The organism is Bradyrhizobium sp. CCBAU 21365, assembly GCF_015291305.1.
Taxonomy (GTDB): Bacteria; Pseudomonadota; Alphaproteobacteria; order Rhizobiales; family Xanthobacteraceae; genus Bradyrhizobium; species Bradyrhizobium elkanii.
Genome location: NZ_CP030036.1, coordinates 3,697,936 through 3,711,029 on the forward strand (window position 1 = coordinate 3,697,936; position 13,094 = coordinate 3,711,029).

The window sequence follows — 13,094 nt, forward strand, 5'->3', positions numbered from 1 at the left end:
TGTGATGCAGGCGGCCCCCGGCGCCAAGACGGCAGAGACCTCCGCAGCCCGCGAGCCGGTGCTGCGGATCACCAACGGTTCGAAAATCTATGGCGGCGTCCACGCCATCGAAGGCGTCAATTTCGACCTCTATCCCGGCGAGGTGCATGCGCTGGTCGGCGAGAACGGCGCCGGCAAGTCGACGCTGTGCAAGGCGATCGCCGGCGCGATCAATCTCACCTCCGGCGACTATCTGCTCGACGGCAAGCCGACCGGTTTCGAGCAGCCGCGCGACGCGCTCAATGCCGGCATCTGCATGGTCTATCAGGAGACCAGCCTGGTGCCGACCATGACTGCCGCGCAGAACATCGAGCTCGGCAACGAAAAGCTGCTGACGCGATTCCGGACCCTGAACATCCAGGCCCAGCAGCTGTTGCAGTCGCTCAACTTCCACGTCGATCCGGCGACGCCGGTGGCGCTGCTCGGCACCGCCAAGAAGCAGATGGTGGAGATCGCGCGCGCGATCTACAACAAGGCGCGTATCATCATCTTCGACGAACCGACCGCATCGCTGACGCCGGAGGAGATCGTCCACTTCTTCCATCTGGTGCGCGATCTGCGCGCCCGCGGCGTCTCTATCATCTACATCTCGCATGCGCTGGAGGAATCGCTGCAGATCGCCGACCGCATCACCGTGCTGCGCGACGGCAAGCTGGTGATCACGGCGCCCGCCAGGCAGCTCACGCGCGACGCGCTGGTGCAGCACATGGTCGGGCGCGAGGTGGCGCAGGCGGTCTATGGCGGCAAGGCGAAAACCCATCAGCGCCGCGAGAAGGTGCTGACGGTCGAGAACGTCACCATGGGCATGGCGGTCAAGAACATGTCGTTCTCGGTCTATGCCGGCGAGGTGGTCGGCATCGCCGGCCTGATCGGCTCCGGCCGCACCGAGATCGCCAAGATCATCTATGGCGCACTGAAGCGCAATCTGGTCAATGGCGGCACCATCCGGCTGCGCGGCAGGCCGATCCGCTACCGCGTGCCGCGGCAGGCGATCAATGACGGCATCGCCTACATCACCGAGGACCGCAAGGCCAACGGCTTCTTCGAGACCATGGTGGTCGACGACAACGTCTATATCGGCAGCCTCGCCACCGGCAAGGGCTGGAGCTTCCTGCTGTCGCGCGCGCGGCGCAGCAAGCTCGCCAGCTACTGGGTCGATCGGCTCAAGATCAGCGCATTGCAGCGCAAGGCCAGGATCATCGAGCTGTCCGGCGGCAACCAGCAGAAGGTGGTGCTGGCCAAGACGCTGGTGCAGGACCCCTCGATCATCATCTTCGACGAGCCGACGCGCGGCGTCGACGTCGGCACCATCCCGCACATCCACGGCGAAATCCGCCGTCTCGCCGACGAGGGCAAGGCGGTGGTGGTGATCTCGTCCTACCTGCCGGAGATCCTCGCCGTCTCCGACCGCATCCTGGTCGCCCGCACCGGCCGCATCGTCGCCGAGTTCGACGCGGCGGACGCGACGCAGGACAAGATCCTGTACGCCGCGGTGCATTGAGGTCGCGCGCAGCCGCCTGTCTTCGGCGTCATTGCGAGAACGATAGCGACGAAGCGCGTCGCGAGAATGTCGATGCAGGCTTGCCGGCCGCGCCTCATATTCGATGTCGTCCCGGCGCAGGCCGGGACCCATAACCACAATTTGTCATTATTGCGCGTCGCCGGAACGACGAGTCCGGCCGACAACATCTGCTGCGGCGTATGGGTCCCGGCCTGCGCCGGGACGACGGCTGTGGGTGGGCGCCAACCACCCTTGACAATTATTTTAAGTATAAAATAATATGCCGTACCGGCTGGCGGGAAAACCGACCCCGGCCGAAGCCAGAGCATGATCCGGAAAGGTGGCACCGGGTTTTCCGAGACGATCATGCCCAAACGGAAAGGCGAGAACGCCATGCGAATCGTTTGCATTGGAGGCGGGCCGGCCGGGCTTTATTTCGGCATCCTGATGAAGATGCTGGATCCCGCGCACGTCATTTCGGTGGTCGAGCGCAACCGGCCTTACGACACCTTCGGCTTCGGTGTGGTGTTCTCGGATGCGACCATGGACAACATGCGCAGATGGGATCCGGTCACCGCTGACACGATCGAGCAGGCCTTCAACCACTGGGACGACATCGAGGTCCTGATCAAGGGCCGCCGCATGCGCACCACCGGCCACGGCTTCGTCGGCATCGGCCGCAAGCGGCTGCTCAACATCCTGCAGGCGCGCGCCGAGGAGCTCGGCGTCGAGCTGATCTTCGAGCGCGAGGTGAATTCCGATCTCGAGTTTCCCGATGCCGATCTGATCGTGGCATGCGACGGCGTCAACTCGAAGATCCGCACCAAATACACCGAGGCCTTCCAGCCCGACATGCTGATGCGGCCGAACCGCTATATCTGGCTCGGCACCAACCGTCCGTTCGACGCCTTCACCTTCGACTTCCGCAAAACCGAGCACGGCTGGTTCCAGGCGCACATCTACAAGTTCGAGGAGGGCGCGGCGACCTTCATCGTCGAGACCACCGAGGAGGCCTATCTCGCCCACGGCCTCGACAAGATGGAGCAGGGCGATTCCATCGCGTTCTGCGAGAACGTGTTCGCGGAAATCCTCGAGGGGCATCATCTGGTCTCGAACGCGCGGCATCTGCGCGGCTCGGCCTGGCTGTCGTTCCCCAGGCTGATCTGCGGCAAATGGACCACGTTCAACGGCAACAGCCATGTCGTGCTGATGGGCGATGCCGCCCACACCGCGCATTTCGCGATCGGCTCCGGCACCAAGCTCGCGCTGGAGGATGCGATCGAGCTGACCAACCAGTTCAAGATCCACGGCGCGACGCGGGACAGCATCCCGGCGGTGCTGAAGGCCTACGAGGAGCTGCGCCGGGTCGACGTGGCGCGGATCCAGAACGCCGCGCGCAATGCGATGGAATGGTTCGAGGTGGTCGGCTCGCGCTATGCCGACACGCTGGAGCCGGAGCAGTTCATGTATTCGCTGCTGACCCGCTCGCAGCGCATCAGCCACGAGAATCTGCGGCTGCGCGACAGGACATGGCTCGAGGGTTATGAGCGCTGGTTCGCGGAGCGCAGCGGCGTGGCCGCGACCAACGACCGCGTGACGCCGCCGATGCTGACGCCGTTCCAGATCCGCGGCCTGTCGCTTCATAACCGGATCATCGTCTCGCCGATGGCGATGTATTCGGCGGAGGAGGGCGTGCCGACCGACTTCCATTTGGTCCATTTCGGCTCCCGCGCGCTCGGCGGCGCCGGCCTTCTGTTTACCGAGATGACCTGCGTCTCGCCGGAAGCGCGGATCACGCCCGGCTGCTGCGGCCTGTGGAATGACGCGCAGGCGGCGGCCTACAAGCGCATCGTCGACTTCGTGCATCAGAATTCGCAAGCGAGGATCGGCATCCAGCTCGGCCATGCCGGCCGCAAGGGCTCGACGCGCGTCGCCTGGGAAGGCATGGATGAAGCGCTGCCGGACCATAACTGGCCGCTGGTGTCGGCTTCGTCAGTGCCTTATCTGGCCGACGGCCAGATTCCGGAGCCGATGAGCCGCGCCGAGATGGACGAGGTGCGCGAGCAGTTCGTCGCCGCAGCCAGGCGCGCTGCGGCCGCGGGCTTCGATATCCTGGAGCTGCATTGCGCGCACGGCTATCTGCTGTCGAGCTTCCTCTCGCCGCTGACCAACCGCCGCATCGACGACTATGGCGGATCGATCGAGAACCGCGCGCGTTATCCGCTGGAGGTGTTCCGCGCCGTCCGCGCGGTGTGGCCGGAGGACAAGCCGATGTCCGTCCGCCTGTCCTGTCACGACTGGGCCGAGGGCGGCAATACGCCCGACGATGCGCTGGCCTTCGCAAAGCTGTTCAAGGAGGCGGGAGCCGACCTGATCGACTGCTCCTCGGGGCAGGTCTGGGCCGACGACCATCCGGTCTATGGCCGGCTGTACCAGACACCGTTCGCCGACAAGATCCGCAACGAGGTCGGCATCGCCACCATCGCGGTCGGCGCGATCTCGGAGGCGGATCACGCCAATTCGATCATCGCCGCCGGCCGCGCCGATCTCTGCGCCATCGCGCGGCCGCATCTCGCCGACCCGGCCTGGACGCTGCATGAGGCCGCGAAGATCGGCGTCAAGCAGATCGCCTGGCCGAAGCAGTACCTGTCGGGCAAGTCGCAATACGAGGCCAATCTCGAACGCGCGGCTGCGGGGGTGAAGGCATGATGAGGTTCTGGCCCAACGCACATGCGCTGGTGACCGGTGCCGGTTCCGGCATCGGCGCCGCGACGGCGATCGCGCTGGCAAAAGCCGGCGTGCGCGTCAGCATCGCCGGGCGACGGATCGACGCGTTGAAAGCGACGGCGGCATCGCTCGACAAGCACGCCGGCATCGCTGTTTCGATCGACGTGACGGATGAAGCTGCGGTGACCAAGGGTATCGCGCAGATCGAGACCGAAGTTGGCCCGATCGATATTCTCGTCAACAATGCCGGCAAGGCCGCGAGCGCGCCGTTCGACAAGACCGGCGCGGCGCTCTGGGCGGACATGCTGGCGAGCAACCTCTCCAGCGTGTTCCTGGTGACGCATGCCGTGTTGCCCGGCATGGCGCAGCGCGGCCGCGGGCGTGTGATCAACGTGGCCTCGACCGCGGGTCTCACCGGCTATGCCTATGTCTCGGCCTATGTCGCGGCCAAGCACGGCGTCATCGGCCTCACGCGCTCGCTGGCGCTGGAATATGCACGGCGCGGCGTCACCGTGAATGCGGTCTGTCCCGGCTACACCGATACGCCGCTGGTGGCGGATGCCGCCGCCAACATCGTCGCCAAGACCGGCCGCAGCGAGCAGGAGGCGCGCGCTGCGCTTGCCAAGGTCAATCCGATGCAGCGGCTGGTGACGCCGGAGGAGGTCGCCGACGCCATCCTCTGGCTTGCCTCCGAGGGCGCATCGTCAATCAACGGACAAGCCGTCGCGGTCGCCGGCGGCGAAGTCTTTACCGGGTGAAGGAACACGTCATGTCCGAGATGAAAGCAAAGCTCCGGCCGTTCAAGGATTATCCCGCAAAGCACTTCCGCTGGCAGGTCGATGCGAGCGGCCGTGTCGCGACCATCACGCTGAATCGGCCGGACAAGAAGAACCCGCTGACTTTCGAGTCCTATGAGGAGCTGCGCGATCTCTTCACCAATCTCAAATACGCCTCCGATGTCCGCGCCATCGTGCTCACCGGCGCCGAGGGTAACTTCTGCTCCGGCGGCGACGTGTTCGAGATCATCGAGCCTCTGACGCGGATGGCGATGCCGGACCTGCTCGCCTTCACGCGGATGACGGGCGAGGTCGTGCGGGCGATGCGCAAATGCCCGCAGATCATCGTCGCTGCGATCGACGGCATCTGCGCCGGGGCCGGCGCGATGCTGGCGCTGGCGTCCGACCTGCGGCTGGCGACGCCGCAGGCCAAGACCGCGTTCCTGTTCACCCGCGTCGGCCTCGCCGGCGCCGATATGGGCGCGTGCGGGTTGTTGCCGCGCGTGATCGGGCAGGGCCACGCGGCCGATCTGCTCTACACCGGGCGCGCGATGAGCGCCGAGGAAGGCTTTGCGTGGGGCTTCCACAACCGTCTGGTGCCGCCGGCGGAGCTCGCCGGTGCCGCGCAAGACCTGGCGCGCTCGCTCGCCGATGGGCCGTGGTTCGCGCATGGCGTGACCAAGACGATGTTCAACCAGGAATGGGCGATGGGCGTCGACGAGATGATCGAGTCGGAAGCGCAGGCGCAGGCGATCTGCATGGTGACCGGCGACTTCCGCCGCGCCTTCGAGGCGTTCGCCGCCAAGCAGAAACCGGCCTTCGAGGGCAATTGAGATGATCGAGATCCTGCAACCGGAAGGATGGGCCAAGCCGATCGGCTACGCCAACGGCATGGCCGCGCGCGGCAAGCAGCTCTTCATCGCGGGCCAGATCGGCTGGAACGGACAATGCGTGTTCGAGACCGACGATCTCGTGGCGCAGATCGGCCAGACCCTGCGCAACATCGTCGCAGTCGCCGCCGCCGGCGGCGCCGGGCCCGAGCACATCGTGTCGATGACCTGGTACTTGCTCGACCGCAAGGAATATTCCGCGCGGCTGAAGGAGATCGGCACGGTCTATCGCGACGTGATCGGCCGGCGCTTTCCGGCGATGACCGCGATCCAGGTTGCCGGCCTGATCGAGGACCGCGCCAAGGTAGAAATCCAGGCGATAGCGGTGGTGCCGGATTGATCGGAATAAGCATGAGCGTAATCCGTCATCCCCGCGCAATGGCTCCGCCATTGTCGCTGGAGGAGCGCGGAACGCGCGTCTCGAAGGATCGACGGCCCGGACTGTGGCCGTCGACCCTTCGAGACGCCGCTTCGCGGCTCCTCAGGGTGACGGGAACGCATTGGAGAGCGCTGAGCCAATGTTAAGCCTAAGCGAAAACACCTTCTGCAGGCCCGAGTCCCGGGCCGCAAACCCGCTTGCGGCCGGACAACGGGGCATGCGACCCTAGGCCAAAGCGTAAAAGCGTCCTGTTGTGAGTGGAGGTGAGGACGATGAAGGCGATTATCGTCGGAGGCGGAATCGGGGGCCTCACCACTGCGCTGATGCTGCGCTCGCGCGGCATCAGCTGCGAGCTGTACGAGCAGTCCGAGACGATCCGCGAACTCGGCGTCGGCATCAACACATTGCCGCATGCGATCCGCGAGCTGGCGGGGCTTGGTTTGCTCGACAAGCTCGACGAGGTCGCGATCCGTACCTATGAGCTGTTCTATCTGACGCGACATGGCCAGCAGGTTTGGCACGAGAAGCGCGGGCTCGATGCCGGCCACGACGTGCCGCAATTCTCGATCCATCGCGGCCGTCTGCAAAGCGTGATCCATCAGGCAGTGATCGACCGGCTTGGCGCGGATGCGATCCACACCGGCTGCCGGCTCGGCTCCTTCACCCAGGATGAGGGCGGCGTCTCGGCCTATTTCTTCGATCGCAGTGGCGCCCATGTGCACACGGCGCGCGGCGACATCCTGATCGGCGCCGACGGCATCCACTCGAAAGTGCGGCAGACGCTGTTTCCGGATGAGGGCGGGCCGTGCTGGAACGGCCTGATGTTGTGGCGCGGCGCCACCGACTGGCCGGCCTTCCTGACCGGGCGCTCGATGATCATCGCCGGTGGGCTGAACGCCAAGGCCGTGATCTATCCGATTGCGCCGGGCTCGAGTCCGGCAAGCCGCCTCACCAACTGGGCGGTGCTGGTGCGGATCGGCGACGGCACCTCGCCGCCGCCGCGCCGCGAGGGCTGGTCCAATCTCGGCCGGCGCGACGAGATGATGCCCTATGTCACGAGCTTCACGATCCCGCAGGTCGATTTCGCCGGCCTGATCAGCGCGACGCCGGAGTTCTGGGAGTATCCGTGCTGCGACCGCGATCCCTTGCCCTATTGGTCGAGCGGCCGCGTCACGCTGCTCGGCGACGCCGCGCATCCGATGTATCCGGTCGGCTCGAACGGCGCATCGCAGGCCATTCTCGATGCGCGCTGCCTGGCCGACATGCTGGCGCGATCGGAGCATCCGCGCCAGGCGCTGGCGGCCTATGAGCGGCAGCGGCTGCCGATGACCGCCGACATCGTCGCCTCCAACCGCCGCGGCGGGCCGGAGGGCGTGATCGACGCCGTCGAGCAGCTCGCGCCGCAGGGCTTTACCGACGTCGACACCATCCTCAATTACGAGGCGCGCGAGGCGATCGTCCGCGGCTATGCCGCCAAGGCCGGCTTTGCCGCGCGCGTGGTGGCGCGGCAGTAGGGTAGTCGGACGGAGAGCGTACGAGTCCCGAGGCTGCTGCCCCTCATGGTAACGAGGCGCGCAACACTCGATCCGTCACCCCCGCGCAAAGGCTTCGCCTTTGTCGCTGGAGGAGGCCGCAACGCGGCCGTCTCGAAGGGTCGACGGCCACCAGCGGGGCCGTGCATCCTTCGAGACGCCGCTTCGCGGCTCCTCAGGATGACGGAGAGAAGCCGGCGCGTATGCTACGCCGGAGGCGGCGGGAGGAAGTGGATGTTGTGTTCGGCAGCGAGCCGCACCACGTCATCCGGGTTCTGCTCCTTCATGTTGTGGATCGCCCAGAACAGGTCGTAGAGCCTCCGCGTCGGCGACACCCAGAACAGCGTCTTGGCCGGCTGCTGTGACTTGTTGAAGATGCCGTGCGGCTTGCCCATCGGCAGCCGCACCAGATCGCCAGGAGTTGCGGATTCGTCGGCACCGTCGAGCATGAAGTCGAGCTTGCCCTCGAGGATGTAGAGGTATTCGTCCTGGTCGGGATGGATATGCGGCGGCACGAAGGTGCCCGGCGGGAAGGTGGCGTGCCAGGAGAACGAATGCTCGGTGCGGCTCTTCGGCACATAGGTCTGGCCGAGGATGCTCCAGGAAATGCCCTGGATGCCCTCATTGGCGCGTGTGATGCCGGCGATCTCGTCTTTCATCGTCATGTTTCCTCCTGATCTTTACTTGGCCGCGCAGTCTTTGGCGTAGCGGTCGCCATAGTTCGAGAACACTTTCTCGACGATCTCGGTCTGGAACTTGCCGTCCGGACGTTTCGCGACCTTGGTGAGGTAGAAATCCTGGATCGGATAGCCGTTGTTGCTGAACTTGAAGTTACCGCGCAGCGAGGTGAAGTCGGCCTTTTTCAGCGCCGCCGCGACCGCGTCCTTGTTGGAGAGGTCGCCCTTCACGGCCTTGACGGCGCTGTCGATCAACAGCGCCGCGTCATAGGCCTGCATGGCATAGGTGCCGGGCACGCCGTTATAGGCCGCCTCATAGGCGGCGACGAACTTCTTGCTTTGGGGATTGTCGAGGTTGGGTGCCCAGTTCGCCCCGCCGAACATGCCGACCGCTGCGTCCTGCTGCGCGGGCAAGGTGGATTCGTCGACGGTGAAGGCGGAGAGCACCGGCACGGTGGCGCCGGCCTGCTTGTATTGCTTCACGAGGTTCACGCCCATCCCGCCCGGCATGAAGGTGAACAGCGCGTCAGGCTTCAGTGCGGCGATCTTGGACAGCTCGGGCTGGAAATCCAGCGTGTTCAGCGGCGTGTAGGATTCCTCTGATATCTCGCCCTTGTAGTCGAGCTTGAATCCGGCGACGGAGTCGCGGCCGGCCTGATAGTTCGGCACCAGGAGGTAGACGCGCTTGTAGCCGCGGTCCTGCGCCACCTTGCCGAGGATCTCGTGCACCTGGTCGTTCTGGTACGACGTCACATAGAAGAACGGGTTGCACTCCTTGCCGGCATAGCTGGAAGGGCCTGCGTTCGGGCTGATCAGGAAGGTCTTGCTGTCGGTGACCGGGCGGTGGATCGCCTGCAGGATGTTGGAGAAGATCGGCCCGACCACGAAGTCGACCTTGTCGCGCTCGAGCAGGCCGCGCACCTTGACCACCGCGCCGTCGGGCTTCAGTTCGTCGTCGGCGTTGACGATCTCGACATCGCGGCCGGCCATCTTGCCGCCGAGGTCCTTGATCGCGAGCGCAAAGCCGTCGCGGACCTGCTGGCCGAGCGCCGCGGCCGGGCCGGAGGTCGTGACCAGCACGCCGATCTTGATCTTCTCCTGCGCGGTCGCCGGGGTGACCGCGACACCGAGCAGCGCCGCCAATCCCGCGAGCTTCGTCAATTGTTTCATCTCACTCCCCCAACCATTGGCTTGATGCTTCGGCTGCCGATTTGGCCACAGCTTAGTCTGACGCGCGCGACCGCTGCAAGCGATGCGGCATTGCGTCAGGATGATCGCCGCGGACCATGCAAGCGCCGCGCCAATTGCTTGAAGTTTAAAGAAATTGCAGGATCGCCCAGGCGTATCGGGCACGATTCGCAATTGTCCTTGCGGGACGCCGCGAATTGCTTGAAGCTCAAAACAACTGGTCCGACCGGAACCCGCCGCGGAGGCACGATCGCCGCATGATCCTCGATTCCGAAACCAAAGCCGTCGAACTGCCCGACGATCACGGCACCGAGCTGCGGCTGTGGCTGCGCCTCTTGACCTGCACCACGCTGATCGAAGGCGAGGTGCGCAGCCGGCTGCGCGAGAAGTTCGACGTCACGCTGCCGCGCTTCGATCTGATGGCCCAGCTCGACAAGGTGTCCGACGGCATGACGCTGTCGGACCTGTCGAAGCGGATGATGGTATCCAACGGCAACGTCACCGGGCTGGTCGAGCGCCTGGTTGAATCAGGCCATCTCGATCGCCGCACCTCGGAGACGGACCGCCGCGTGCAGTTCATCCGGCTCACAAAACTCGGCCGCGCCGAATTCCGCAAGATGGCGGCCGAGCACGAGAAGTGGATCGCCGATATCTTCGGCGATCTCTCGCCGAAGGATATCCGCGAACTGATGCGTCTGCTGGCCAAGGCCAAGGGATCGGCGCAGCGCTCCGCCAAGGCGAGGAGCGCTTAAGCCGTGACCGAGGTCGATTACGAGGTCGAATACAACAACCGGGCGCGGGTGCCGGAAAATCCGGCGCTGATGGCCGGCTGGGCGAGGGACGCCGCGGCCTATCGCGAGCAGCATCCGCCGCGGCGGCTGACCTATGGTCCGGGCAGCCGCAACGTCATCGATCTGTTCGAAGGCGATCGTGACGGCACGCTCGTGGTCTTCATTCATGGCGGCTACTGGCAGGCGCTCGACGGCTCGTCATCGAGCCACTGCGCGCGAGGGCTCAATGGCCACGGCATCAGCGTCGCGGTGCCAAGCTACGATCTCTGCCCCAATGTCACGGTCGGCGACATCATCGGCGAGATGCGTGCGGCGTGCCGCGAACTGGCCAGGCTCGGCCGGCCGCTGGTCGTGTCGGGGCATTCCGCAGGCGGACATCTTGCCGCATGCATGCTCGCGACCGATTGGCCGGCCTATGATGCGTCGCTGCCGATGGACCTAGTCAGGGCTGCTTACGCGATCTCCGGTCTGTTCGAGCTTGAGCCATTGGTCGGCACCTCCATCAACAAGGCACTTGGCCTCGACGGCGCCGCAGCCCGGGCGGCGAGCCCGCTGTTCTGGACGCCGCCTGCGGGCGCAACGCTCGATGCGGTCGTCGGCGGCGCCGAGAGCGCGGAATATCACCGGCAGAGCCGAACCATCGTCGATGTCTGGGGCAAAGCGGGCGTTGCAACGCGGTTCGGCGTTGTGCCCGACGCCAATCATTTCACCGCGATCGCGCCGCTCGCCGACCCGGGCTCGGCGATGGTCGCGCGGCTGAAGCAGCTTACGCAAATCTGAGGTTCTGAAGGATCGGCCAGCGATTGCCACGCGATTTCCGCCTTGCGCCGAATTATTTTAAGTATAAAATGATTGGCGATTGGAACGCTGCCGGGCGTCCTTGTTCTTCTCGACGTTGGTCTTGGCCTTTCTGGATGGAAAGCGAGGGGCAATCGAATGTCAGGTGAATTTCCCGGGCTCGGCCCATCCGGGCATGTCGACGATTTCGCGCGGCGCAACCTGCCGCCATCGGCGCAGTGGCCGCAGCTGCTGCTCGACCGGCCGGAGTTTCAATATCCGGATTATCTCAACGCCGCGGTCGAACTGACCGACCGCATCGTCGAGCAGGGGATGGGCGATCGCATCGCGCTGATCGGCAACGGCCGCCAGCGCACCTACAAGGAACTGACCGATTGGTCGAACCGCCTGGCGCACGCGCTGGTGGAGAACTATGGCGTCAAGCCCGGCAATCGCGTGCTGATCCGTTCAGGCAACAACCCGGCACTGGTCGCGGCCTGGCTCGCGGCGACCAAGGCCGGTGCCGTCGTCGTCAACACCATGCCGATGCTGCGCGCCGGCGAACTGGCCAAGATCGTCGACAAGGCCGAGATCTCGCTGGCGCTGACCGACAGCCGCATCGCGGATGAACTGGTGGCCTGCGCCAAGACCAGCAAATTCCTCAAGCAGGTCGTCAATTTCGACGGCACGCAGAACCACGATGCCGAGCTCGACCGCATCGCGCTGAACAAGCCGGTCAAGTTCGATGCGGTGAAGACCGGCCGCGACGACGTCGCGCTGCTCGGCTTCACGTCGGGCACGACGGGCGAGCCCAAGGCGACCATGCACTTCCACCGCGATCTGCTGATCATCGCGGACGGCTATGCCAGGGAAGTGCTCAAGGTAACGCCGGACGACGTGTTCGTCGGCTCGCCGCCGCTCGCGTTCACGTTCGGCCTCGGGGGACTGGCGATCTTCCCGCTGCGCTTCGGCGCCACCGCGACATTGCTGGAGAATGCCGCGCCGAGCGAGATGATCCGGATCATCGAGACCTACAAGGCGACGATCTGCTTCACCGCACCGACCGCCTATCGGGCGATGATGGCGGCGATGGACAAGGGCGCCGACCTGTCGTCGCTGCGGCTCGCCGTCTCGGCCGGCGAGACGCTGCCGGCGCCGGTATTCGAGAGCTGGACCAAAAAGACCGGCAAGCCGATCCTCGACGGCATCGGCAGCACGGAGCTGCTGCACATCTTCATCACCAACCGCACCGGCAGCGCCGTCGGCGGCACCACGGGCACGCCAGTCTCGGGATACGAGGCCAAAATCGTCGACGAGGACATGAACGAGCTGCCGGCTGGCCAGGTCGGCAAGCTGGCGGTGCGCGGCCCGACCGGCTGCCGCTATCTCGCGGATTCCCGGCAGACCAAATATGTCCGCGACGGCTGGAACATCACCGGCGATGCCTTCGTCCGCGACGAGAACGGCCGGCTGTCTTTCGTGGCGCGGGCCGACGACATGATCATCTCGGCGGGCTACAACATCGCCGGCCCCGAGGTCGAGGCGGCGCTGCTCGGCCATCCCGATGTCGCGGAGTGCGCCGTGATCGGTGCGCCGGACGAGGAGCGGGGACAGATCGTCTCGGCGTTCATCGTGCTGAAGCAGGGCGCGCGCACCGACGAGGTCGAGGTCAAGCTGTTGCAGGATCACGTCAAGGCGACGATCGCGCCGTACAAATATCCGCGCGCGATCGCCTTCGTCGAGGCGCTGCCGAAGACCCAGACCGGGAAGATCCAGCGCTTCAAGCTGCGCGAAGCAAGTTGACAAGCAAAGGGGGA

11 protein-coding genes are annotated in these 13,094 nt (G+C 65.3%); 9 read left to right on the plus strand and 2 right to left on the minus strand.

Annotated features, from left to right (window positions below):
* Window positions 1-4: 4 nt before the first annotated feature.
* The 6 genes from XI02_RS16795 (at window position 5) to XI02_RS16820 (ending at window position 7,826) form a co-directional block, all read left to right on the plus strand.
* Window positions 5-1,540: a sugar ABC transporter ATP-binding protein gene (locus tag XI02_RS16795; protein WP_018270779.1), complete on the plus strand. Its 1,536-nt coding sequence runs from the start codon at window positions 5-7 to the stop codon at window positions 1,538-1,540.
* Between the two features lie 393 nt (window positions 1,541-1,933).
* Entirely contained in the window at window positions 1,934-4,249 is a 2,316-nt protein-coding gene (locus XI02_RS16800; protein WP_026192552.1) for a bifunctional salicylyl-CoA 5-hydroxylase/oxidoreductase, read from the plus strand.
* Window positions 4,246-5,025, plus strand: coding sequence for an SDR family NAD(P)-dependent oxidoreductase (locus XI02_RS16805; protein WP_016845840.1), 780 nt, complete (start codon window positions 4,246-4,248; stop codon window positions 5,023-5,025). The genes XI02_RS16800 and XI02_RS16805 overlap by 4 nt, the downstream gene beginning before the upstream one ends.
* Before the next feature lie 11 nt (window positions 5,026-5,036).
* Window positions 5,037-5,876, plus strand: a complete 840-nt coding sequence (locus tag XI02_RS16810) for an enoyl-CoA hydratase family protein (RefSeq protein WP_026192553.1) — start codon at window positions 5,037-5,039, stop codon at window positions 5,874-5,876.
* Between the two features lies 1 nt (window position 5,877).
* A complete protein-coding gene (locus XI02_RS16815) occupies window positions 5,878-6,273 on the plus strand; it encodes a RidA family protein (protein ID WP_018270781.1) in 396 nt (131 codons plus the stop codon).
* A 311-nt stretch (window positions 6,274-6,584) separates the two neighbouring features.
* Window positions 6,585-7,826, plus strand: a complete 1,242-nt coding sequence (locus tag XI02_RS16820; RefSeq protein WP_018270782.1) for a flavin-dependent oxidoreductase — start codon at window positions 6,585-6,587, stop codon at window positions 7,824-7,826.
* A gap of 224 nt (window positions 7,827-8,050) precedes the next feature.
* On the opposite strand, the gene XI02_RS16825 is transcribed toward XI02_RS16820, so the two are convergent.
* Both XI02_RS16825 and XI02_RS16830 read right to left on the minus strand, forming a co-directional pair.
* A complete protein-coding gene (locus XI02_RS16825) occupies window positions 8,051-8,503 on the minus strand; it encodes a cupin domain-containing protein (protein WP_026192554.1) in 453 nt (150 codons plus the stop codon).
* Between the two features lie 21 nt (window positions 8,504-8,524).
* The gene (locus XI02_RS16830) at window positions 8,525-9,691 is read right to left on the minus strand and encodes an ABC transporter substrate-binding protein (RefSeq protein ID WP_018270784.1); all 1,167 of its coding nucleotides are present in this window, start codon (window positions 9,689-9,691) and stop codon (window positions 8,525-8,527) included.
* Window positions 9,692-9,966: 275 nt separating this feature from the next.
* Between XI02_RS16830 and XI02_RS16835 the strand changes: the two genes are divergently transcribed.
* The 3 genes from XI02_RS16835 (at window position 9,967) to XI02_RS16845 (ending at window position 13,080) form a co-directional block, all read left to right on the plus strand.
* Window positions 9,967-10,461 carry a MarR family winged helix-turn-helix transcriptional regulator gene (locus tag XI02_RS16835; protein WP_016845834.1) on the plus strand — a complete coding sequence of 165 codons (495 nt, stop codon included), beginning with the start codon at window positions 9,967-9,969 and terminating at the stop codon, window positions 10,459-10,461.
* A gap of 3 nt (window positions 10,462-10,464) precedes the next feature.
* Window positions 10,465-11,280 (plus strand): alpha/beta hydrolase, encoded by an 816-nt coding sequence (locus XI02_RS16840; RefSeq protein WP_018270785.1) that lies wholly within the window; start codon window positions 10,465-10,467, stop codon window positions 11,278-11,280.
* A 156-nt stretch (window positions 11,281-11,436) separates the two neighbouring features.
* Window positions 11,437-13,080, plus strand: a complete 1,644-nt coding sequence (locus tag XI02_RS16845) for a benzoate-CoA ligase family protein (protein ID WP_018270786.1) — start codon at window positions 11,437-11,439, stop codon at window positions 13,078-13,080.
* Window positions 13,081-13,094: the final 14 nt, after the last annotated feature.

Bases quoted from the DNA above. Each gene is read 5' to 3' on its own strand.
- XI02_RS16795 (WP_018270779.1), top strand. From the start codon at position 5: ATGCAGGCGGCCCCCGGCGCCAAGACGGCAGAGACCTCCGCAGCCCGC.
- XI02_RS16800 (WP_026192552.1), top strand. From the start codon at position 1,934: ATGCGAATCGTTTGCATTGGAGGCGGGCCGGCCGGGCTTTATTTCGGC.
- XI02_RS16805 (WP_016845840.1), top strand. From the start codon at position 4,246: ATGATGAGGTTCTGGCCCAACGCACATGCGCTGGTGACCGGTGCCGGT.
- XI02_RS16810 (WP_026192553.1), top strand. From the start codon at position 5,037: ATGTCCGAGATGAAAGCAAAGCTCCGGCCGTTCAAGGATTATCCCGCA.
- XI02_RS16815 (WP_018270781.1), top strand. From the start codon at position 5,878: ATGATCGAGATCCTGCAACCGGAAGGATGGGCCAAGCCGATCGGCTAC.
- XI02_RS16820 (WP_018270782.1), top strand. From the start codon at position 6,585: ATGAAGGCGATTATCGTCGGAGGCGGAATCGGGGGCCTCACCACTGCG.
- XI02_RS16825 (WP_026192554.1), bottom strand. From the start codon at position 8,503: ATGAAAGACGAGATCGCCGGCATCACACGCGCCAATGAGGGCATCCAG.
- XI02_RS16830 (WP_018270784.1), bottom strand. From the start codon at position 9,691: ATGAAACAATTGACGAAGCTCGCGGGATTGGCGGCGCTGCTCGGTGTC.
- XI02_RS16835 (WP_016845834.1), top strand. From the start codon at position 9,967: ATGATCCTCGATTCCGAAACCAAAGCCGTCGAACTGCCCGACGATCAC.
- XI02_RS16845 (WP_018270786.1), top strand. From the start codon at position 11,437: ATGTCAGGTGAATTTCCCGGGCTCGGCCCATCCGGGCATGTCGACGAT.